The following is a 19,523-nucleotide window of genomic DNA, read 5'->3' on the forward strand; positions in this document are numbered from 1 at the left end:
AAAGCGCAGGACAGTGGTGGTCTGCCCTCTCTTAGATCAGTGCGTCGGGAAGAAGCTGAATCTCTTATTCGAGCCAGGCCTATTCATTTCGGGCTGGAACGACGACAAGACTGAGATTTCGCGGTCGCGGTGTTCGTGCTGCCGAGCGGGCGGCGCGTCCGCGATCCCAGGGGGAATTAGATTGTGATGATCGACGGGAGTGGAGGCTTTGTCGCCAAAAGCGTCGCCGCCCTTGCCGCCCGAAATCTGTCGGTGCACTTCGATGGATTGTGGGCGCTTGAGAATGTCGTTCTGTCGGTGCAGCAAGGGGAAATTGTTGGCCTGATTGGGCCGAACGGCGCCGGCAAGACTACGCTCATAAACGCGCTCACGGGATTCCAGTTGCCGTCCGCGGGAAGTGTCCACTTGGGAGATACGGACGTTACCCGCTGGCCTCCACACCGAATCCGGCTGGCCGGAGTAGCACGCACCTTTCAGAGCGGTCGCCTTTTTCGTGAATTGCCGGTGCGCGAAAACGTGGAAGCGACGGCAGCAAGTTTCGGGCTGAGCCGCAAGCGAGCGCGCGACCATGCGATGAGCATACTCGAATGGATCGGGCTTGGTGACAAGTCCGACGCTTACGCGGACACGCTGCCTTACACGGACGAGCGGCGTCTCAGTATTGCCAGAGCGCTGATAATGAATCCCGCCTTTGTGCTGCTGGACGAACCGGCGGCCGGAATGTCCGATCAGGAATGCGACAATCTGATGGAGCTCATCGCGCAAATTCCCATACGATTTGGCACCGGGGTCCTGTTGATCGAACACAACATGCGGGTGGTGATGGGCACATGTTCTCGCGTCCATGTGCTCGACGGAGGGCGAACGATCGCCCAAGGAACGCCGAATGAAGTACAGGCCAACCCTGAGGTCATAACCGCCTATCTCGGCACAAAGAAACGCAAGGGACCGAAATGACCGAGCCCTTGCTCCAGATCGACGACATTCACGTGCATTACGGAAGACTCGCGGCGGTGCGCGGCGTGTCGATGAGGGTCGATCCTGGCGAGATAGTTTGTGTAGTTGGGCCTAACGGTGCGGGTAAATCGACGACGTTACTCGCCACTGTGGGGGTGCTGTCGGCGACTCGTGGCGCGATCAGTATCGGCGGTGTTCCAATCCAAGGAATGGCGCCGGAGAAAGTCGCTCGACTCGGCATTTCAATGGTACCGGAGGGACGCCACATTTTCGGTACGCTCACTGTGGAGGAAAACCTCCGGATCGGTACCTATCGACGTCCCGATCAGCGGAATGTTGAGCGCGAGTTGAAGCGTATTCTTGACGAATTTCCAGTTCTCGCGGAACGCCGTGGCACCAACGCGGCCCTGCTTTCGGGCGGCGAGCAGCAACAATTGGCAATAGGACGGGCGCTTTTGACTGGCGCTAAGATCCTGCTGGTTGATGAGCCATCGTTAGGGCTTGCCCCGATGATGATTGAGCGAGTTTACGACATTCTGACCGGTTTGCGCGACACCCGCGGCATTACCCTGCTGATCGTCGAGGAAAGCGCTGAACGAGCGCTCGACGTCGCCGACCGCATCTATGTGATGCGGCGGGGATTGGTGGAGCTTGCGGGGACAAGCACTGAACTCGAGGACGGGGTGCGACTGCAGCAGGCGTATTTCGGGTTCGGGGACGAAGCAGAGGGTATTCGGTGATGATAGCGGCGCTGCAAATTTTAGTGGATGCCATTAGCCTCGGTAGTTTGTACGCGCTGGCGACGCTTGGCGTCGGGCTTGTATTCGGCGTCTTGCGTCTCGCCAATTTTGCCTACGGTGATTTTATTACCGTCGCAAGCTATGCACTTATCATTCCTACTGCGGGATCCACGGTAGAAATCGTCATCGGCCATTGGCCATGGCCGTTTCTTGTGATTGCCGTGGTGGGCGTGGTCGTTATTCTCTCGCTGACGTCAGAGTATTTAGTATTCCGGCCGCTTAGAACCGCGAAGCCCGCTGTATTGATGATTGGTTCTTTCGCTCTTGGATACGTCATCCAGAACATAATTATTGTCGTCTATGACGGGCGGCCCAAAGCGGTCGGTCTTTGGCCTGACCTTGGAGAAGCGATTGTGCTCAGTGGGTTGCGAATGCCTAGGCTAGAACTCTTGACCATCGCTGTCACACTGCTGCTTCTTGGGGCTCTCGTTCTCTTTCTTAAGGCTTCGCCATTTGGCGTACAAATGCGCGCGGCTTCGGAAGATTTCCGGATGGCGCGAATGCTTGGAGTTCGCGCCAATACTGTAATTAGTACGTCGTTAGTCATCAGCGGATTTCTTGCTGGCGTGGTGTCTCTATTGTTCTTGGCGCAGGTTGGGGTCATGAGCTTCAACATGGGTGTTCCCCTCATGCTCTTCGCATTCGTTGCCACTGTGATCGGGGGCATGGGCAGCCTTACAGGGGCGGTGATCGGCGGATATATCGTGGGCTTCGCGAGCATCTTACTGCAGACGCTGTTGCCCGAGAATCTACGAACATTCCGCGACGCATTCGTTTTCGCGGTCGTCATCGTCATCCTCGTCGTGCGGCCACAAGGATTGTTGGTTTCCCGCGCCGCAAGGGAGCGCGTCTGATGATGGCCCGCCGCTTTTCCATTGCCGAAAATTTGGCGCGCAATGCCTCGCCTATCGTTCTGTGTGGCGCGATAGCGCTGATTGTGCTCGGCACTGCATTGACCAACAACGCGGCACTAGACCGCACCGTAGTTGAGGCCTTGGTACGCATTGTGTACGTCGTGGGGCTGTACATTTTCGTCGGCAATTCAGGCGTGATATCGTTTGGCCATACTGCATTCATGGCAATCGGCGCTTATGCCACTGCATGGCAGGACTGCTGCAGTACGACCAAACCACTCTTGATGCCGGCTCTGCCGAAGTTTTTGCTTGAGGCCACCGTTCCTCCACCGCTTGCCACGATCTTATCCGGCGTGGTTGCGTCGATTTTTGCTGCCGTCGTTGGCCTAGCAATCGTTCGCCTTTCAGGAATCGGCGCATCGATCGCGACCTTCGCGGTCCTGGCGATCGTCAACGTTACATTTTCTAATTGGGATTCGGTCACAGCAGGCACCAGCACATTAGTCGGCATTCCAAATTACACAGACCATTGGTTTGCTTTGTCGTGGGTGGTTATAGCCATCTTCACCGCTCATTTTTATCAGACTTCCCGCTTCGGGCTGTCATTGCGCGTTTCGCGCGAGGATGAAGTGGCGGCGAAGGCCTCAGGGGTCAGCATCTTCAGCCAGCGTCTCATCGCGTTTGTAATCAGCGCTTTCTTCGTCGGCGTTTCGGGTGCTCTTTACGCTCACTTTCTCGGCACCATCTCGGTCGATGCCTTTTATATCGACATCAGTCTCCTGACTCTCGCAATGTTGGTCGTCGGTGGCATGAACAGCCTTACCGGAGCGGTGGTTGGCGTGGGAGCAATCTCGCTGCTGATCGAAGTGCTTCGCCAATCCGAGCACGGATTTGCTTTGGGTTCTCTCACTGTCTCCGCCCCCCGTGGAACGCAGGAAATCGGTCTCGGTGTGGCAATGTTAGTCATGCTCATTTTCCGCCGGAACGGCATTGCCGGCAACCAAGAGATAGGCGGGCGACTGTCGCGCTTCCTCGCACCACAGCTGAAGCGGATCAGTAAGTTCACTGAGAATTACTAAGGAGCAGAAGATGAGGAAGAGATTTATCGGAACTTGCATCGTCGCGGCCGTCGGAGCAATCGCATTGTCCGGCATCGTGCTCGCCGAGGAAAAGCCAATTGTGATCGGCTTCGCAATTGCTCAGAGCGGCTGGTTTGCCGTCAATAACGAGGGTGGCATCAAATCTGCCGATTTGGCGATCGATGAACTGAATGCCGCAGGTGGAATTTTAGGACGAAAGATAAAGACGATCTATGCCGACACCAAGTCCGACAGGGCCCAAGGTGCGAAGGCCGCTTTGGAAGTTTTGGAAAAAGGCGCAGACGTAGTTTTCGTTGACCTTGACTACGACATGGGCGCTCCTGCAGCGCTTGAAGCAAGCAAGGCCGGTAAAATATCGTTTTCGATTGGCGCAGAGGACGTGAAAATGGGTGTGCAGGGTGTGGGGCCGCTCGCTTTCACCAGCGGGCCGGCCGCACAGCTCGAAGGTGCAGCCATGGCGGAGTGGGGTTACGAAAAGAAAGGTTTTAAGACCGCATATATTCTCACGGACACCCTCATCGAATACAATAAGTCCGTTTGCTACGGGTACGAATTCGCTGCTAAAACCTTAGCCGGAGCCAAGATCGTCGGTCGTGACACCTTCAAGAACGGCGACCCGTCCATCGTTTCCCAAGTTACACGCATCAAGAACCTGGATCCAGCGCCGGATGTCATTACGCTTTGCACCTTTACCCCAGGTGGTGGAGCAGCTGTTCGCCAGATTCGGGCGGCCGGCATTAAGACCCCGATCTTTGCGAGTATCGCCATGGACGGAAATCACTGGCTGGATGCGGTTCCTGGCCTCAACGATTTCTATTATCCTGTTCATGGCTCGATCTATGGCGATGACCAACGCGCAGCCGTCAACGACCTAGTGAAAAGGTACAAGGCGAAATATAACGCCGAGCCCCCCTTCTCGCACGCGTTCCTAGGGTACGTCGCCATCAATCTTTACGCCAAAGCGGTGGAGCATGCGAAGAGCACGGATACGAAGAAGGTTGTGGCGGCGCTCGAGTCGCCTGATGGCATCCCGACGATTTTTGGGCCTTACTCGTTTTCGCGCGACCTGCACATTCAAAACAAGTTCTCGTTTCCAATCATGTCGGTCAAGGATGGAAAACACGTAGTTACCGATAGCTGGACGACCAAGACGCCATTCGCCACAAATGAGCTTCTCCGTAAAGCAGAATAGCGTGCTTTGGGCAGCGGCTGCCAGCGGCGCATTGCGCCGCTGGTCGAAGAGATGGGGAGCTGTGCTTCCGATCACGAATCCGGAGCGCTAGCTCTTTTCCCTGCATTGACCGACAGGCTTGTGTTTTCCAAGCTACCTCCGAACTTGCCTGGATCTCCAACCGGAAGCCCAGGCCTTTCTCGAATCAAATCTGAGCCGCCAGCCCGGTCGCGGATCACTCTGGTTAAATCCTGCCTGATCTCACGCAGTATCGGCGCTGCAGCGTTGTCTCGCGTCGGGCGAGCCAACACGGCTGATCTGCCAGATGCTTGCAAAAACTTCTCATTAAGAAGTCGCTCGCGTCACCTCATCCTTTCGGCTGACGACCAAGAGCCTTTGAGTTTTTACCTTCCTTAAGTATCGTTGCCGCAGTCTCCCGCATCCATTTAATCCCCATGTCGCTCGCAAACCGCGCATGGCTGTGCACTTTGACTTCAATCGGAGGTAAGTCGAATGGCAATTCGAGGAGGCGAAAATCTTTCGCACGATCGAGGTGAAGAGCCATATTCTCGGGAAAGATCGCCGCTAAGTCGGTGTTTCTTACGATATCCGGCGCGGCCATGAAGTGTCCACGAACTGCAATCCGAGGGCGGGCTTCGTCGATGAGCCATTGCTCGACCATCTGGTGAATGGGAGCGGTCATTCGCGCATAAAAAAACTGAAGATTAGAAAAGTTCGATCGAGTGAGTTTTGACCGGGCGATCGGGTGGTTCGCTCGAACCATGCAGACAATCCTGTCGTTGAATACCTCATTGCTGACGCAGTCTTCGTCGGGATCCTTGATGTGCCCGATCGAAAGGTCAACTTCGCCAGAGCGCATCGCGGCGACGCCGTTCTCCGGTTGAAGTGGGACGGCATTGACTCTCGCCAAGGGTGCGATGTAACTGAGCCGCGCCATCAGCCGGGGCAAGGCGTAGATTTCGGCCATGTCGGACATCGCAATTCGGAAGGTCCGCTGCGTGACCAATGGATCGAACGCAATACGTTCTTGAAGGACGCGGTTGATGATCGTGAGCGCCTGATCAAGTGGCTCATGCAAGCGAACGGCCGTTTCGGTGGGAAGCATGCGGTTTGCGGCGCGCACAAATAGCGGGTCGTTGAAGCGATCACGTAAGCGCCGCAGGGCATGGCTTATTGCCGGTTGAGTCAGGCCGAGTCGCTCGCCGGCTGCGGTAAGACTCCGAAGGTCCCAGATAGCGAAGAACACGCGCAGGAGATTAAGATCGAGAGGTGAATTAATGTCATTCATAGTGCGAATTCTAATAATGAATTTGACTTAGATCAATCCTTGTCAAAGATGATTGGCATGAGCGATTGGCCAAGCCGAAGAGCGCACTCCATTCGGGAGCGTAGCTCCGGCAAATCTGCTCACACTCGCGGTGTCGTCTACGCGTGGTCTTCAGTTCAGGTCAACGAGGCGGTTGCACGTCATATTGAGCAGGCGTTTCCATGAGCACGACAGCGGGATTTATCGAAGCCCATAGTCTCTGGAATCACGAACAACGGTCTGCAGCCAAGGACGTCCTCGAAGTCGTCGCAAAGAACGGAATCCGTTGTATTCGCGTTTCGGTCTCAGACCCGCAGGGCAAGCTCCGTAGCAAGACGGTGATGCCGAGCTTCTTCCAGAAGGTGCTGAAAAGCGGCATCGAGTTTACGAACGCGCAGTACAGTTTCGATTCAGCCGAAGCGATGGCCTACAACCCGTTCGCGGAAGGTGGCGAATTCGGTATACCCGGGATGGGTGGCTTCGCTAATGTCGTCCTCGTTCCAGACCCCCTCACATTTCGGCAACTGCCCTGGTGTCCGGGGACAGGCTGGATCTTGGGTGATCTGTATTTCCGAGACGGCCGTCCTATCCCATTCGATGCGCGCCACCAACTGAAGTCTGCGCTTGCCGATCTCGAACGCGAGAGCTTCACCTTCATGGCCGGGTTGGAGATAGAGTTTTACGTCGCCAAAGTCGTCGATTCCAAGCTGATGCCTGAAGACATGGGCTGGTTCGGTGCGCCGCCGACGCCGCCTATTGTCGAGGCTGCATCGCGCGGCTTTTCCTACCAAGTCGAAGACAACCTTGATCGCATGGATGATTTCGTCTGTACGCTTGTGGGCCATTGTGAGGCGCTACAGTTGCCTTTACGCACGGTCGAAAACGAGATGGGACCGGGGCAACTGGAGTTTACCTTCGACGTGCTGCCTGGATTGCAGGCCGCGGACACGATGTCACTCTTCCGCTCGATGGTGAAGCAGGTTGCATACCGCAAAGGCTTGCATGCGACCTTCATGGCCTTGCCTGGCCTGGCAAACTATGTACCTAGCGGTTGGCATCTTCATCAAAGCCTCAGAACCTCAGACGGAAGAAATGCTTTTGCGACGGATGCGGGCGCGAACGACGTTCTGTCCGAGACCGGTCGCCATTTCGTCGGCGGAATCCTCGAGCACGCGGCTGCGGCATCTGTATTCACAACTCCCACCGTGAATGGCTATCGCCGTCGGAAGGCGAATTCCTTGGCGCCAGATCGCGCAACTTGGGGACATAACAGTCGTGCGGCGATGATACGAGTGTTGGGTTGCGCCGGAGAAGCATCTGCTCACATCGAGAACCGTGTCGGCGAACCTGGAGCCAATGCCCACCTCTATCTTACCTCTCAGGTGCTCAGCGGACTAGACGGCATACGACGTGGCCTAGAGCCAGGGACGCCCGAGACGAGCCCATATTCAGCGACGCATCGGCCGCTTCTCCCTGCAAACCTGATGGAGGCGTTGGAGGCACTCAACAAAGCCTCGTTCTTCCGCCGACAGCTGGGTGAGGCATTCGTGGACTGGTTAGTCGGGATGAAGCAGTCGGAGGTGAACCGTTTCCTTGCTTCAGAGCCGGACTGGCAGCGAAGCCCGGATAAGGTGACGGGTTGGGAACATAGAGAGTATTTTACCCGGTACTGACCGTATGATGCCGCCCGAAGTGTGGCAGAGCAGGGGCGTATCGAGCAAGCCGCTGAAGCGCACTAGTTGCTGGAGGCTGGCGGGCTTCGAGGCGGCTCTTCTTTCCCTCGCGGACGAGGTGATCGAGTAGAGGCCCTGTTTGCTAAAATGCTGCAATATATGGGTTGCTTGTTGATTCGTCCGCGATCCTAGGGAAGGTTCGCATCTCGTCGCCGCTGCTGGGCGAACGGATATCGGGCGGCTGCTCAACGAGCCCAGCTCAAGGACGCGTCACGTTCATCCCTGCCGCCGCAGAAATCCCGTGATCGTGACCTTCTCCCAGATGCCGGACGCGGCAAACGGATCGGCGCGATTGAAGACCTCGACTTCAGCGCGGCCCGGGGCCTCGATCAGGAAGAGGCTCCCGATCATCGTGGCGCCGTCGTCGGCGACCAGCGGTCCCGACATCACGATCTTGACTCCGAAGCGTGAGGTGTCACCGAGGAAGGCCTTGTGGGCATCGTAATTGGCAAGCCGGGTCGCCAATGCGCCGCTGTGGTCGATGGCATGGATGGCGAACAGCATGATGTCTCCAGTCTTCTTGGAGACGGCTATCATTTCAGCCGTCCCGATGTTGATCAGACGGCGCCTACATCGTGTCGCGAAGCATTGTCAGCCCGTCAATTGTTAGTCCGGCTTATGCTGCCTGTGCGTTGCTTGCGGTTCGCTTCAGGCCGAAATCGTAGTTGAGGTGATAGTAGGCGCTTTCCAGCATGCAACCATCCGGCGCGCGGCCGGGCGGGCAGCGTACGAAATCGTGGATCAGACTGTCCTTGACGCCGAACACCACGTCGCTGTCCAGATATTTGTCGCCGGCGACGAACACATGGGTGATGAGCTGCTCGAAGCCCGGGGCCGAGATCATGAAATGCACATGCGCCGGACGCCAGGGATGGCGTCCCTGCGCCTCCAGCATCTCGCCGACCGGGCCGTCATGCGGGATCGGATAGGCCGCAGGCTTGATCGACCAGAAATGGAAGCGGCCATTGGCATCGGTGTGGAAGCGCGCGCGCATCGCGAGGTCGCCGATCTCATCTAACTGCTGCACGTCGTAGTAGCCGTCATTGTCGGAATGCCAGACGTCGACCACGGCGCCGGCGAGCGGCTTGCCATCGACGGTCGAGACCGAGCCGGTGACCAGCATCGGATCGCCTTCCATGGTCCCCGAGATGTCGTCGCCGTTCTGTTTCTCCGGCGCGGCCTGGACGAAGAACGGGCCGAGCACGGTGGTCTCGGTCGCGCCTTCCGGCACCGGATGGTTGATTGCATCGACCAGCATGGAGACGCCGAGCGTGTCCGACAGCAGGATGAACTCCTGCCGCTTGTCGTCGCACATGTGGCCGGTGCGGGTCAGGAAGTCGATGCCGTACTCCCATTCCTTCTGGGTCGGTCTGACCTCGCGCACGAAGGCGTGGAGGTGACGCACCAGGGCTTCGCTGACCTGCTTGATGCGAGGATCAGTCGCGCCCGCGATGCGGTCGAGCACCGCGTCAGTGATGTTGGTCTCGCTGAAATTACGCACATTCGCCTCCGTCGATCAGAGTTTGGGCTCGCCAAGTCCGAACAACGGTTCCAGATGCTTGACGGTCGCGATGAAGTCAGTCTCGCCATGCCTTGCGCGACCAGCGCGCCATAGGTCTCGCGAAATTGGCCGCGAGCTGTCGGATCATGCATGCTGATAGCGTTGGCGGATTTGATAAGCGTGCACCGCATCGCCTCACGCCGTCGCTTTGGCGGCGCCGGGCGGCTCGCCGGCCCAGGCGCGTGCGATCAGATCGCGGATGGCATTGCGCTCGAGCGGGCGCGGATTCCAATAGGCGTTGGTGACGGCAAGATCGGCGGCCGTGTCGATGCCGCTTTCGGGCATGCCGAGATCGCGTAGCGCCAGCTTCGCGCCCAGCCGCTTAGCGAGTTCGTAGAGCCCCTGCGATGCATCGGCCCCACCGATCGCGCGGGAGATCCGCGCCATCGCGTCGGGCGCGGCCGGCGCGTTGTAGGCCAGTGCATGCGGCAGCACGATGGTGTGGGTCTCGGCGTGCGGCAGGTCGAAGGTTCCGCCGAGTGCATGGCAGAGCTTGTGATGCAGCGCCATGCCGACGGTGCCGAGGCAGACACCGCAGAGCCAGGCGCCATAGAGCGCTTCGGTGCGGGCCTCGCGGTCGTCGCTTTTCGCAGCGATTGCCGGCAGGGCGCGCGCCAGCGCGCGGATACCTTCTTCCGCCATCAGCGATGTCACAGGATTGGTGTCGCGGGCATAGAGCGCCTCGACGGCATGGGCGATCGCGTTGATGCCCGAAGTCGCCGCCAGGCTCGCCGGCAGCGTCAGGGTGAGGTCGACATCGTAGATCACGGTCTCTGGCAGGATCGCGGCGTCGCGCACCGTGGTCTTCAGGCCGTTCTCGGTCTGGCCGACGATGGGCGTCATTTCCGAGCCGGCATACGTGGTTGGGATGCAGAGCTGGTTCACGCCGGTACGCAAGGCCAGCGCCTTGCCGAGGCCGGTGGTCGAGCCGCCGCCGAGCGAGACGACACAGTCGGCCTCGCACGCCTTCATCGCCGCGAGCGCGCGCTCGGTGACCTCGACCGGTGTGTGCATGGTGGCGCCAGGAAAGATGCCGGCATAGAGCGGGCCGAGCGCTGTTCCCATGCTCTTGCCTTGGGCCTCCTGCTGCGGCGTCGTCAGCACCAGCGCGCGCTTGCCGCCGAGCCGTTCGACCTCGGCCTTGGCTTGAGCCAACGTTCCGCTGCCGAACACGACGCGGCAGGGCAAGTTTTCAAAGGTGAACGAACCGATCATGCGCCGGTCTCTTTGATGGGATAATCGACCTGGAAGCGTCCAATCCGCAAGTCGCCAAGCGCCTCGCGCACGCGCAAATGTTCGGGGTGATTGGCATAGGCGCTGAGCGCCGCTTGGTCGGTGAATTCGGAGAAGAGCACCACGTCGCAGGCGTAATCGACCGCGCTGACATCCATGCCGATTTCGATGTGGGTGAGGCCGTCTATCCGGCCCTTGAGGCCCTCGAACAGGGTCTTGACCTTCATCCGGGCGGCGGAGCGCTCCTCGGGGGTGTCCCCTCGCAGGCGCCACATCACGATGTGCCTGATCGGCCTCGGCATTTCCCCGTTCCTCGCCTGCTATCCTGCTTCCTTCCGGCCATTTTGGCTTGCAGAAGACGGAAATAAAGCCCAATAATTGTAAGTCTCTTTTCCAGTTTTAGAAAAAATGGACCGCCTGCTCCAGCTGGAGGTGTTCGCCAAGACGGCCGAACTCGGCAGCCTGTCCAAGGCCGCCGAGGCCTTGCGCATGTCGAACGCGGCCGCGAGCCGCCATCTCAGCGCGCTCGAGCAGCGCCTCGCTGTTCGCCTGATCGAGCGCAACACGCGCCGGCTGTGGCTGACGGAAGCGGGACAGGAGCTGCTGGAGCGCTCCAGCCACGTCTTGAGCGAATTGGCGGAAGCCGAGGACATCGTCAGCGATCGCGCACTGTCGCCGCAGGGCACGCTGCGCGTCACGAGCTCGCTGTCCTTTGCGGTGATCTATCTCGCGCCGATGCTGACGGCCTTCCGCGCGCGCTACCCGAAGCTCAATCTCCAGATCACAACCGCCAACCGGTATCCCGATTTCATCGAGGCCGGCATCGACGTGGCGATCCGCACGCGTGAGCAGGAACCGGATTCGAACATCATCGTCCGCCGCATTGGCCAGATGCGGCGCGTGCTTGCCGCTTCGCCGTCATATCTCGCAAGCTGCGGCGCGCCGGAACAGCCCGCCGATCTCGCGCGCCACAACATGCTCGTCTACAATCTCGCCAACGATCCCTATTCACTGCGCCTGCGCAAGGGCCATGGCACGCAGACCGTTCGCGTCACGCCGACACTCGACAGCAATGACGGTCAGGTCATCCGCGGCGCGGGGCTGACTGGCCTCGGCATCCTCATCCAGCCTCTCTACATCGTTCAGAGCGACATCGCAGCCGGCCGCCTTATCCCTCTCCTGATCGACTGGGAACTGCCTCTGCTCACCATGAACATCGCCTATCAGAACCGAACCGGGCTGCCTGCCAAGATCAGGGTGTTTTCTGACTTTCTGGTCGGCTACATCCGTGAGCGTTCGGAGCCGGGGATCTGGATCGAGGCGCAGTAAGGCCCCCGGGTAGCGCAGCTGACCTTGCGGAACGTGATGCCACTGGCGTCTCCGGTCGGTGGTTGGTGGAAGGAAAAGCCATACTTGGAGCGTTTCGACAGCACCGCGCGCTGTGCGCTGATCGTGACGATCAGGCCGCCGCCAGTCGAACATGCGATTGCCATTGTTGGTGCGATAGAAGTTTGATCGGAAGCTGAAGCTAGTGCTCGGACGATGGGCCCGTCAAAACCGTGCGACGAATACCCAATTTCGGGCGGATAAGTCCAGTGGTGCGACCGGTAAGTCATTGATTGTGCTTAACCCGTCGCTGACTCTTAATCAGCGGGTCCCAGGTTCGAGCCCTGGTGCGCCCACCAAAAGAAAGTCTTTGTTTCCAATAGCTTCGAAAGATGTCTATTGAGGGTAAAGCCGAGTTTCGTGCGACGTTTCTATAATCGGACCTCGCACCGCTGGATTGCTGCGCGATCTTCCTCTTTTTTCTGCATCTTCTCCCTGCTTACGTATCTTCATGCTACTCGATACAGAGCGCAGATCCGACGGTACAGGGCGACTGCGTGCTCGTCGTAGAATGGGATATTGCGGCGAGCAAAACGGACATTCTGTTCTGCCGATCGCTCTGTTGCAGAGGCAAAACCGAATCGATTGTATCGGGAATTTGAGTCCTTCCCTCGCTACCAGACGCACGATTTTGTGCGCCAAACTACGATTTTGGACGACCCTCAGATGCCTAAATCAAGGCAAGAGCGCATCTTTAGCTCAGCGCGTGACCGGCTAGCCCATACACCCACGGCTCGTTTTCCGTTCGGTTCAGAAATCGCCGGCCCTTGGACATGGTCGTGACGGTCTCGGTTATCCCGAGGCGGCTTTGTTGAAGGAAGTCGGCAAACAGACCGGTCTGCTCTCGCGTATCGACGCGGACGAATTTCCCCGCGATATCTTTGAGATGCACGGCCGTGAGATGGATCGCGTCACAATCATTGCTGGCGATGATGGGGCCAATTACTAGACCGCGCCCGAACTCGCGCCTCATCGAAAAACCGACGGCCTCTCCGCCGCGGCGCAAGACGGAGATTGAGGCACCTTCAGAAAGCAATGCGAGCAGCTTCTGTCGGTTGGTTCCAAACGCGCGTTCATCCAGTGTCGCGATCTCTCCGATGTTCGCAGTGGACAGCGAGCTCAATTCACCGGCCAGAGCCGGCACCGGCGGAGGTGGAGAGACGACTTCTCCTTGCCACTGATAGACGATCGCTTCCTTCGTGAACCCCAGTGACAGATACAGATGATAGGCTGCATGGGTTGAGTTGAGGGTCAAATTCCGATCGCCACAGCGCTCGAAAACCTGCTCCATGAGCCAGCGGCCAGTACCTTGTGCCTGGGTTCGGGGCGATGTGATCACCAAGCCAATCGTCGCGAATTCGTGGCTACAGGGAAACCACATCGCGCTGCCGAAGACGCGCCCTATGCCATCCACGGCGACAATGCCGTGGCCCGCGCGGCGTAGGAAATCCCAGTCCTTGGGGCGATGCGGCCAGCCAACCCCGGTCGAGAGCGCGTGAAGTAGCGTCACATCAACGTCGTTGATGTCCTTGGCCATCAATTCAAAGGACTTCACGCGTACCGTTCGTCCCATTTCTCATCCGTTCCGTTGCGGGACTCAAGGCGCACAGCCTCTCGCTCCCCCGGTCTTCTGCTGGGTGCCGCACAAGCCTTCTTTTGCAGCAGCATAGCGCGGAAAGCCAGCAGGTTTCGGCTGTTTGGCAGGCGGTATTCGGAATGTTCCGCCGCAAGCGCAACTTGATTCAGCAGGGAAAGCTCTTGGTTGCGGCCTATCGATATCCGGCGACAGCAGGCAGGTGAGTCCCAGTGAATATTGAAGGCTTCGCTGGATGGCTCGCCGCCTTTCCAGCCCTCAATGGTCGGCCAGGCCGGTCTCAACGCCCAGCATCCCGGGCGAGGACCTGAGAGGACCACGTCGATGGCGTTCCTTTTCAATTCCGATGCTGCTCGGGGGGCAATTTTCCGGCAGGCCTTTGCGCGCGAGCTCCCTGATTTCGAATTCTACCATTCCAGTGACTGCATCGACCCTGAAAAGGTGCAGTACCTGCTGACCTGGAACGCGCCCGATGATGTCTCGCGCTTTCGCAATCTGGAAGTGGTCTTTTCCATCGGTGCAGGGGTCGACCAATTCAAGCCGGAGACCATACCCGACCACGTGAAAATCGTGCGCATGGTTGAAGACGGCATCATACGCCTGATGCAGGAATATGTCGTGCTCGGCGTGCTGACACTCCATCGCGAGATGCTGGCCTATCGGGAGCGGCAGAAAAGCGGCGTTTGGCAAGCGCTGGCATCGTCCCAGGCGACTGATCGGCGTGTTGGCTTCCTGGGCCTTGGCATGCTGGCGCAAGCCGCGATCGATCGCCTGAAGCCGTTTCAATTTCCGCTTGCCGCCTGGAGCCGAAGAAAGAAGGTGGTGGAGGGTGTCACCTGTTTCCATGGCGAGGATCAGCTTGGCAGTTTCCTGCAAGCAACGGATATCCTCGTTTGTCTTCTGCCACTGACCGAGCAAACGAGCGGTATCCTGAATGCAAGGCTGTTCTCGCTTTTGCCAGTGGGAGCGAGGCTGCTGCATGTCGGCCGCGGCCCGCAGCTTGACCAGGATGCGCTCATCGCGGCGCTCGACAGCGGGCACCTTGCAGCGGCCATGCTCGACGTCACCGATCCCGAGCCTCTGCCGGAGAACCATCCACTCTGGTCGCATCAGAAAGTGATCATCACACCGCATATCGCGTCCGTGACGCAGCCGAATACGGCAGCACAATCGGTCATAGAGAACATTCGGCGCCACCGCGCGGGACAGGATCCGATCGGCCTCGTCGATCGAACACTCGGCTACTAGCAGGGAAAATGCCATGTCGCTTCTCGTCACCATCGACACCAATCCGGATTTCGCGCCGAAGAACGCCTTGCCTGTCCCTGAACGGCTCATTTCCGGCAATCCATCCTTTAAGACGTGGGCGCAGGACGCCTCGAAAGGCGAGAAGGTGCTGACCGGCGTCTGGGAAGCAACGCCAGGCGAGACCCATTCCATCAAGGGCACCACCTTCGAGTTCTGCCACATTCTCTCGGGCCTCATCGAAATCGAGGAAAAGGGTGGTGAGACCAGAAGGTACCGTGCCGGCGACAGCTTTGTGATGAAACCCGGCTTCGTCGGCGTTTGGCGCACGATCGAGACCGTGCGAAAGATCTACGTCTGCCATTATGACTGAGACGATGCTGAGGGCAGCATGTTCGAGCGGCCCTCAGAATATTCGACCTCCGGGGCCGCGACTGACCAGATTCAACGCGGCCAGACAGTTCATTCTCAATCAAAAATGCGGCGTGCGGTCGGGTACTGCTCGCATGAGACGGCTTCGTCACGCCACTCGTAAATCAGGCGTTGATCCCGAGGCCGGGCCCGAAGAAGGAGCAAGCTCATGATTGCGTTGAAGGACAAGGATCTGTTTCGCCAGCAAGCGCTGATCAGCGGCGTATGGTGCGATGCGAGCTCGAAAGCCACCGTTGATGTTATCGATCCTGCCAGCCAGGAAGTGCTTGACACCGTCCCCGACATGGGCCGAGACGAGACTAGGGCAGCGATCGACGCAGCGGCGGCTGCGTTCAAGCCTTGGAAGACCAAGTCTCATGCAGAGCGCGCCGCGCTGCTGGAGCGCTGGTATGAGCTGATGCGGCACCATGAACAGGATCTGGCGCTGCTGCTGACGCTGGAACAGGGCAAGCCGCTTGCTGAATCGCTCGGAGAGATCCGTTATGGCGCATCCTTCGTCAAATGGTTCGCGGAAGAGGCCCGCCGCATCAACGGATCCACAATCCCCGCGCCTACGGTCGATCGCCGCATTCTGGTGCTGAAAGAACCGGTAGGCGTCTGCGGGATCATCACGCCCTGGAATTTCCCCAACGCGATGATCACACGGAAGGTGGCACCCGCGCTTGCTGCGGGCTGCACTGTCGTCATCAAACCATCCGAATTTACGCCTTTTTCGGCTCTCGCCATCGCTGTTCTGGCTGAGCGCGCCGGAATCCCGGCGGGCGTGATCAATATCGTGACGGGCATGCCGTCGGAGATCGGCACGGAGCTGATGGCCAACGAAACTGTCCGCAAGATCTCGTTCACCGGATCGACCCGGGTCGGCGCGTTGCTGATGAAAGGTGCCGCCGACAACATCAAGAGGCTGAGCTTCGAGCTCGGTGGCAACGCGCCATTCATCGTCTTTGACGATGCCGATCTCGACCGGGCCATCGAGGGTGCGATTGCGTCAAAATTCCGTAATGGCGGACAGACCTGCGTCTGCTGCAATCGCATTCTCGTGCAATCCGGCATTTACGACGCCTTCGCACAGAAGCTCGCCGGCCGGGTCGCGAAAATGAAGGTCGGTGCCGGTACGGAAGAGGGAGTTGCCATCGGGCCGATGATCAACGGTGCTGCGATCGAGAAGATCAAGCGGCACGTCGCGGACGCCCTGAACAAGGGCGCAAAGATCATCTCGGAGAGCGAGGCCGTGCCCGAAGGTCGGCAATATGCCCGGCCCCTCGTGCTCGGTGGCGCGACGACCGAGATGCTGCTCGCTTCAGAAGAGACCTTCGGGCCGGTCGCACCGCTTTTCCGGTTCGAGACCGAGGACGAGGCGATTGCAATTGCAAACAGTACGCCATTCGGTCTTGCGGCGTATTTCTACACCGAAAACCTCAAGCGTTCCTGGCGTGTTGCCGAAGCGCTGGAGTTCGGCATGGTCGGCCTGAACACCGGTCTGATTTCGACTGAGGTTGCGCCGTTCGGTGGCGTCAAGCAGTCGGGCCTCGGACGTGAGGGATCCCAGTTGGGGATCGAGGAATATCTCGAGGTCAAGGCGCTTCATGTCGGCGGCCTGGACTGAGCGGTCCATCGTATCTGCATCTGAACAAGAAAAGGGGGCGGTCGAACCGCCCCCTTTTTCGTCCCAAAGCAAGTCTGAAACGCGGTGAAAGGCCGGATACGCATTCACGCGCTTTTGCGCAGGGGCGCCAATCCGACTGCCGCAGCCAGCCCGTCGATGCCGGCGACCTCGGTGTATTCATAGAAGGGATTTGCGGGCTCGTGACCGCGGTTCACCCAGACCTTGCTCTTGATGCCCAAGTCGTAGGCCGTCATCAGGTCGTAGCGGAAGGACGAGGAGACGTGGGTAATGTCTTCCGGGCCGCAGCCCAGCTTGTCAAACATGTACTCAAAGCCCTTCATATGCGGCTTGTAGGCACCGGTTTCCTCGGCCGTGATGACCGTGTGGAAGGGAGCGCCGAGTTTGTCCACGTTCGACATGATGAGGTTCTTCATCGAATTGGACAGGATGACCAGCGGGATTTCCTTTGCAACCCGAGCCAGGCCGGCCGGAACGTCGGGATGCGGACCCCATGTCGGCACCTCCTGATAGATCCGCTCGGCGTGCTCCGGCCGGAATGCAATGCCGTTGCGCTTGCAGGCGCGCTCCAGCGCATTGTGGACGACGTCGAGATAGGGCTTCCACGCGCCGAGAACCTCGTCCAGGCGATAGGCCGAAAAGTCCTTGATGAGCTTTGCCATCGCCGCAGCCGAAAGCTCCGCACCATAGATTCGCGTCGCCGCGCCGGCCATGTCGAAATTGGTCAGCGTGCCATAGCAGTCGAAGGTGATATATTTGGGTCTGAACGTCGCCATAGCTCCAATCCTTGCGATCTCACGCACCGCTTGCCGGTACGACACGCATCCTAACGAGGAACCAGCAAGACAAAGCGCCGATCTCTCGGCGATCGGGAGCAGATTGTGTCGTAGCGCATCGAAGCCATGGCAGAGAGTTGCGCGACGAGGGCGCTCACCTCGTTCAGCCTCAATGCCACGCCGTTCCATGCCGGCATAAGATGCCGCGGCGGTGCTCAATCAAAGTCAAAATGCCCTCCCTCCATCTCCAGCCTGGGAGCAAGTGCTGTCTTGGTCATCCTACGTTGAGTGCGAAAACATCGGGGTGACCGCACAAACACTGCGGTTGATCTGGAGGACGACATGTTGAGCAACTCGCTGACTGAGCTCGATCGCGCGCATCTGATTCATCCGGTTTCATCCTATCGCAGCCACGAGGCGGCCGGCGTTCGCGTGCTGAAGTCAGGAAAGGGCGCGACGCTGACCGACGTCTCGGGACGTCAATTGCTGGACGGCTTCGCCGGCCTGTGGTGTGTCAATGCGGGCTACGGACAGGACAGCATCGTTGAAGCGGCGACGAGGCAGCTCCGCGAGCTGCCTTATGCGACGGGCTATTTCGGGTTGGGCTCGGACCCGGCCATCCGTTTGGCCGCAAGGCTGGCTGAATTGGCGCCTGGCGACCTGAACCATGTCTACTTCACCTTGGGTGGCTCCGATGCCGTCGACAGCACGATCCGGTTCATTCGGTACTATTATCATGCCAAGGGGACGCCGCAGAAGGACCAGTTCATTTCCGTCGAATCTGGCTACCATGGATCGTCGACGGCAGGGGCCGGCTTGACCGCGCTGCCGGCCTTTCATGCAGGCTTCGGAGTGCCATACGACTGGCAGCACAAAATCCTGTCGCACTACGTCTATCGCAATCCTGTCGGCTCCCATCCCCAGGCGATTATTGCGGCGTCGGTCGCAGCTCTGCGGGCCAAGATCGCCGAGCTCGGAGCCGAGCGCGTTGCCGCCTTCTATGTCGAGCCGATACAGGGCTCGGGGGGCGTCCTCGTTCCGCCGCCGTCCTGGCTGAAGGCCATGCACGCTGTTTGCAAGGAGCACGACATTTTGTTCGTTGCCGATGAGGTCATCACCGGCTTTGGCCGTGTCGGTCCGCTCTTCGCCTGTGAAGACGATGACGTCGTGCCTGACCTCATGACCACGGCAAAAGGCCTGACCTCGGGCTATGTGCCGATGGGGGCGGTTCTGATGTCCGACCGCGTCTATAACACCATTGCAGACGGCGCCGGCAAAGCGGCCGTCGGCCATGGCTACACCTATTCCGCACATCCCGTCAGCGCAGCCGTCGGGCTCGCATGCCTGGACCTTTACGAAAACGGCCTGCTGGAAAACGGCCGGAAGGCTGGGCATCGTCTCATGGAAGGGCTTCGCGCGCTTGCCGACCATCCGCTCGTCGGCGATGTCAGGGGGCGCGGCATGCTGGCTGCGATCGAGCTTGTGACGGACAAGCAACGCAAGACGCCCCTGCCGGCGGAAGCCGACGCCGCGCGCCGCATTTTCGACCGGGCATGGGGCAACGGCCTCGTCATCCGCGCCTTCGCGCAAGGGGTGCTGGGCTATGCGCCGCCGTTGTGCTGCACCGATGCGGACATTGACGCCATCATCGAACGTACAAGGGCCACGCTCGACCAGACGCTCGAAGACAAGGACGTTCGCGCGGCTATGAAAGGTTAATCGCTGCGCCC

The 19,523-nt window shown here is 59.1% G+C and carries 19 protein-coding genes, 1 tRNA gene and 1 pseudogene; 12 read left to right on the plus strand and 9 right to left on the minus strand.

The window, feature by feature from the left end; genetic code table 11:
• Positions 1 to 186 precede the first annotated feature (186 nt).
• From AC0L2O_RS26845 to AC0L2O_RS26865, 5 genes are read left to right on the plus strand one after another with little or no spacing between them, the layout of a single operon-like run.
• Positions 187 to 957, plus strand: coding sequence for an ABC transporter ATP-binding protein (locus tag AC0L2O_RS26845; RefSeq protein WP_473371881.1), 771 nt, complete (start codon positions 187 to 189; stop codon positions 955 to 957).
• Positions 954 to 1,697 carry an ABC transporter ATP-binding protein gene (locus AC0L2O_RS26850; RefSeq protein ID WP_473371836.1) on the plus strand — a complete coding sequence of 248 codons (744 nt, stop codon included), beginning with the start codon at positions 954 to 956 and terminating at the stop codon, positions 1,695 to 1,697. The genes AC0L2O_RS26845 and AC0L2O_RS26850 overlap by 4 nt, the downstream gene beginning before the upstream one ends.
• Positions 1,697 to 2,611, plus strand: coding sequence for a branched-chain amino acid ABC transporter permease (locus tag AC0L2O_RS26855; RefSeq protein WP_473371837.1), 915 nt, complete (start codon positions 1,697 to 1,699; stop codon positions 2,609 to 2,611). The genes AC0L2O_RS26850 and AC0L2O_RS26855 overlap by 1 nt, the downstream gene beginning before the upstream one ends.
• Positions 2,611 to 3,690 (plus strand): branched-chain amino acid ABC transporter permease, encoded by a 1,080-nt coding sequence (locus AC0L2O_RS26860; protein ID WP_473371838.1) that lies wholly within the window; start codon positions 2,611 to 2,613, stop codon positions 3,688 to 3,690. Before AC0L2O_RS26855 ends, AC0L2O_RS26860 begins: the two co-directional genes overlap by 1 nt.
• Positions 3,691 to 3,700: 10 nt before the next feature.
• Positions 3,701 to 4,903 carry an ABC transporter substrate-binding protein gene (locus tag AC0L2O_RS26865; RefSeq protein ID WP_473371839.1) on the plus strand — a complete coding sequence of 401 codons (1,203 nt, stop codon included), beginning with the start codon at positions 3,701 to 3,703 and terminating at the stop codon, positions 4,901 to 4,903.
• A 346-nt stretch (positions 4,904 to 5,249) separates the two neighbouring features.
• Here the strand turns inward: AC0L2O_RS26865 and AC0L2O_RS26870 are convergent, their stop codons facing one another.
• On the minus strand, positions 5,250 to 6,191 hold the full coding sequence (locus tag AC0L2O_RS26870; protein ID WP_473371840.1) for a LysR family transcriptional regulator: 942 nt from the start codon (positions 6,189 to 6,191) through the stop codon (positions 5,250 to 5,252).
• Positions 6,192 to 6,391: 200 nt separating this feature from the next.
• Between AC0L2O_RS26870 and AC0L2O_RS26875 the strand changes: the two genes are divergently transcribed.
• A complete protein-coding gene (locus AC0L2O_RS26875) occupies positions 6,392 to 7,882 on the plus strand; it encodes a glutamine synthetase family protein (protein ID WP_473371841.1) in 1,491 nt (496 codons plus the stop codon).
• Positions 7,883 to 8,158: 276 nt separating this feature from the next.
• Here the strand turns inward: AC0L2O_RS26875 and AC0L2O_RS26880 are convergent, their stop codons facing one another.
• The 5 genes and pseudogenes from AC0L2O_RS26880 to AC0L2O_RS26900 all read right to left on the minus strand — a co-directional run bounded on the left by AC0L2O_RS26880 (position 8,159) and on the right by AC0L2O_RS26900 (position 11,038).
• A complete protein-coding gene (locus AC0L2O_RS26880) occupies positions 8,159 to 8,446 on the minus strand; it encodes a YciI family protein (RefSeq protein ID WP_473371882.1) in 288 nt (95 codons plus the stop codon).
• 112 nt (positions 8,447 to 8,558) lie between these two features.
• Complete coding sequence (locus AC0L2O_RS26885) at positions 8,559 to 9,443, minus strand: intradiol ring-cleavage dioxygenase (protein WP_473371842.1); 885 nt, start codon at positions 9,441 to 9,443, stop codon at positions 8,559 to 8,561.
• A 15-nt stretch (positions 9,444 to 9,458) separates the two neighbouring features.
• A pseudogene (locus AC0L2O_RS26890) lies at positions 9,459 to 9,571 on the minus strand (NAD(P)-dependent oxidoreductase); the annotation flags it as partial.
• Positions 9,572 to 9,638: 67 nt separating this feature from the next.
• Positions 9,639 to 10,718, minus strand: a complete 1,080-nt coding sequence (locus AC0L2O_RS26895; protein WP_473371843.1) for a maleylacetate reductase — start codon at positions 10,716 to 10,718, stop codon at positions 9,639 to 9,641.
• On the minus strand, positions 10,715 to 11,038 hold the full coding sequence (locus AC0L2O_RS26900) for a Dabb family protein (protein ID WP_473371844.1): 324 nt from the start codon (positions 11,036 to 11,038) through the stop codon (positions 10,715 to 10,717). The genes AC0L2O_RS26895 and AC0L2O_RS26900 overlap by 4 nt, the downstream gene beginning before the upstream one ends.
• Positions 11,039 to 11,144: 106 nt before the next feature.
• Here AC0L2O_RS26900 and AC0L2O_RS26905 point away from each other — a divergent pair, with 106 nt between their 5' ends.
• Both AC0L2O_RS26905 and AC0L2O_RS26910 read left to right on the plus strand, forming a co-directional pair.
• Complete coding sequence (locus tag AC0L2O_RS26905; RefSeq protein ID WP_473371845.1) at positions 11,145 to 12,065, plus strand: LysR substrate-binding domain-containing protein; 921 nt, start codon at positions 11,145 to 11,147, stop codon at positions 12,063 to 12,065.
• Positions 12,066 to 12,316: 251 nt separating this feature from the next.
• Positions 12,317 to 12,421 (plus strand) — tRNA-Lys (locus AC0L2O_RS26910).
• A gap of 395 nt (positions 12,422 to 12,816) precedes the next feature.
• Here the strand turns inward: AC0L2O_RS26910 and AC0L2O_RS26915 are convergent.
• Together AC0L2O_RS26915 and AC0L2O_RS26920 are read right to left on the minus strand one after the other, a co-directional pair.
• On the minus strand, positions 12,817 to 13,695 hold the full coding sequence (locus tag AC0L2O_RS26915; RefSeq protein ID WP_473371846.1) for a GNAT family N-acetyltransferase: 879 nt from the start codon (positions 13,693 to 13,695) through the stop codon (positions 12,817 to 12,819).
• Entirely contained in the window at positions 13,674 to 14,000 is a 327-nt protein-coding gene (locus AC0L2O_RS26920) for a hypothetical protein (protein ID WP_473371847.1), read from the minus strand. Before AC0L2O_RS26920 ends, AC0L2O_RS26915 begins: the two co-directional genes overlap by 22 nt.
• A gap of 40 nt (positions 14,001 to 14,040) precedes the next feature.
• On the opposite strand from AC0L2O_RS26920, the gene AC0L2O_RS26925 reads away from it, so the two are divergent.
• From AC0L2O_RS26925 to AC0L2O_RS26935, 3 genes are all read left to right on the plus strand, one after another.
• The gene (locus AC0L2O_RS26925) at positions 14,041 to 14,964 is read left to right on the plus strand and encodes a 2-hydroxyacid dehydrogenase (RefSeq protein WP_473371848.1); all 924 of its coding nucleotides are present in this window, start codon (positions 14,041 to 14,043) and stop codon (positions 14,962 to 14,964) included.
• Between the two features lie 13 nt (positions 14,965 to 14,977).
• Positions 14,978 to 15,334, plus strand: coding sequence for a cupin domain-containing protein (locus AC0L2O_RS26930; RefSeq protein WP_473371849.1), 357 nt, complete (start codon positions 14,978 to 14,980; stop codon positions 15,332 to 15,334).
• Between the two features lie 207 nt (positions 15,335 to 15,541).
• Positions 15,542 to 16,999, plus strand: coding sequence for an NAD-dependent succinate-semialdehyde dehydrogenase (locus AC0L2O_RS26935; protein WP_473371850.1), 1,458 nt, complete (start codon positions 15,542 to 15,544; stop codon positions 16,997 to 16,999).
• A 104-nt stretch (positions 17,000 to 17,103) separates the two neighbouring features.
• Here AC0L2O_RS26935 and AC0L2O_RS26940 read toward each other — a convergent pair whose 3' ends face one another.
• Positions 17,104 to 17,793 carry a haloacid dehalogenase type II gene (locus AC0L2O_RS26940; RefSeq protein WP_473371851.1) on the minus strand — a complete coding sequence of 230 codons (690 nt, stop codon included), beginning with the start codon at positions 17,791 to 17,793 and terminating at the stop codon, positions 17,104 to 17,106.
• Positions 17,794 to 18,135: 342 nt separating this feature from the next.
• Here AC0L2O_RS26940 and AC0L2O_RS26945 point away from each other — a divergent pair, with 342 nt between their 5' ends.
• Complete coding sequence (locus AC0L2O_RS26945; protein ID WP_473371852.1) at positions 18,136 to 19,512, plus strand: aminotransferase class III-fold pyridoxal phosphate-dependent enzyme; 1,377 nt, start codon at positions 18,136 to 18,138, stop codon at positions 19,510 to 19,512.
• Positions 19,513 to 19,523: the final 11 nt, after the last annotated feature.

Source organism: Bradyrhizobium sp. Kon10, from assembly GCF_055807395.1.

Coding starts and splice junctions, on each gene's coding strand:
- AC0L2O_RS26865 (WP_473371839.1), top strand. CDS start 3,701: ATGAGGAAGAGATTTATCGGAACTTGCATCGTCGCGGCCGTCGGAGCA.
- AC0L2O_RS26855 (WP_473371837.1), top strand. CDS start 1,697: ATGATAGCGGCGCTGCAAATTTTAGTGGATGCCATTAGCCTCGGTAGT.
- AC0L2O_RS26895 (WP_473371843.1), bottom strand. CDS start 10,718: ATGATCGGTTCGTTCACCTTTGAAAACTTGCCCTGCCGCGTCGTGTTC.
- AC0L2O_RS26860 (WP_473371838.1), top strand. CDS start 2,611: ATGATGGCCCGCCGCTTTTCCATTGCCGAAAATTTGGCGCGCAATGCC.
- AC0L2O_RS26880 (WP_473371882.1), bottom strand. CDS start 8,446: ATGCTGTTCGCCATCCATGCCATCGACCACAGCGGCGCATTGGCGACC.
- AC0L2O_RS26875 (WP_473371841.1), top strand. CDS start 6,392: ATGAGCACGACAGCGGGATTTATCGAAGCCCATAGTCTCTGGAATCAC.
- AC0L2O_RS26940 (WP_473371851.1), bottom strand. CDS start 17,793: ATGGCGACGTTCAGACCCAAATATATCACCTTCGACTGCTATGGCACG.
- AC0L2O_RS26945 (WP_473371852.1), top strand. CDS start 18,136: ATGTTGAGCAACTCGCTGACTGAGCTCGATCGCGCGCATCTGATTCAT.
- AC0L2O_RS26900 (WP_473371844.1), bottom strand. CDS start 11,038: ATGCCGAGGCCGATCAGGCACATCGTGATGTGGCGCCTGCGAGGGGAC.
- AC0L2O_RS26935 (WP_473371850.1), top strand. CDS start 15,542: ATGATTGCGTTGAAGGACAAGGATCTGTTTCGCCAGCAAGCGCTGATC.
- AC0L2O_RS26925 (WP_473371848.1), top strand. CDS start 14,041: ATGGCGTTCCTTTTCAATTCCGATGCTGCTCGGGGGGCAATTTTCCGG.
- AC0L2O_RS26845 (WP_473371881.1), top strand. CDS start 187: ATGATCGACGGGAGTGGAGGCTTTGTCGCCAAAAGCGTCGCCGCCCTT.
- AC0L2O_RS26905 (WP_473371845.1), top strand. CDS start 11,145: ATGGACCGCCTGCTCCAGCTGGAGGTGTTCGCCAAGACGGCCGAACTC.
- AC0L2O_RS26850 (WP_473371836.1), top strand. CDS start 954: ATGACCGAGCCCTTGCTCCAGATCGACGACATTCACGTGCATTACGGA.
- AC0L2O_RS26915 (WP_473371846.1), bottom strand. CDS start 13,695: ATGGGACGAACGGTACGCGTGAAGTCCTTTGAATTGATGGCCAAGGAC.
- AC0L2O_RS26930 (WP_473371849.1), top strand. CDS start 14,978: ATGTCGCTTCTCGTCACCATCGACACCAATCCGGATTTCGCGCCGAAG.
- AC0L2O_RS26870 (WP_473371840.1), bottom strand. CDS start 6,191: ATGAATGACATTAATTCACCTCTCGATCTTAATCTCCTGCGCGTGTTC.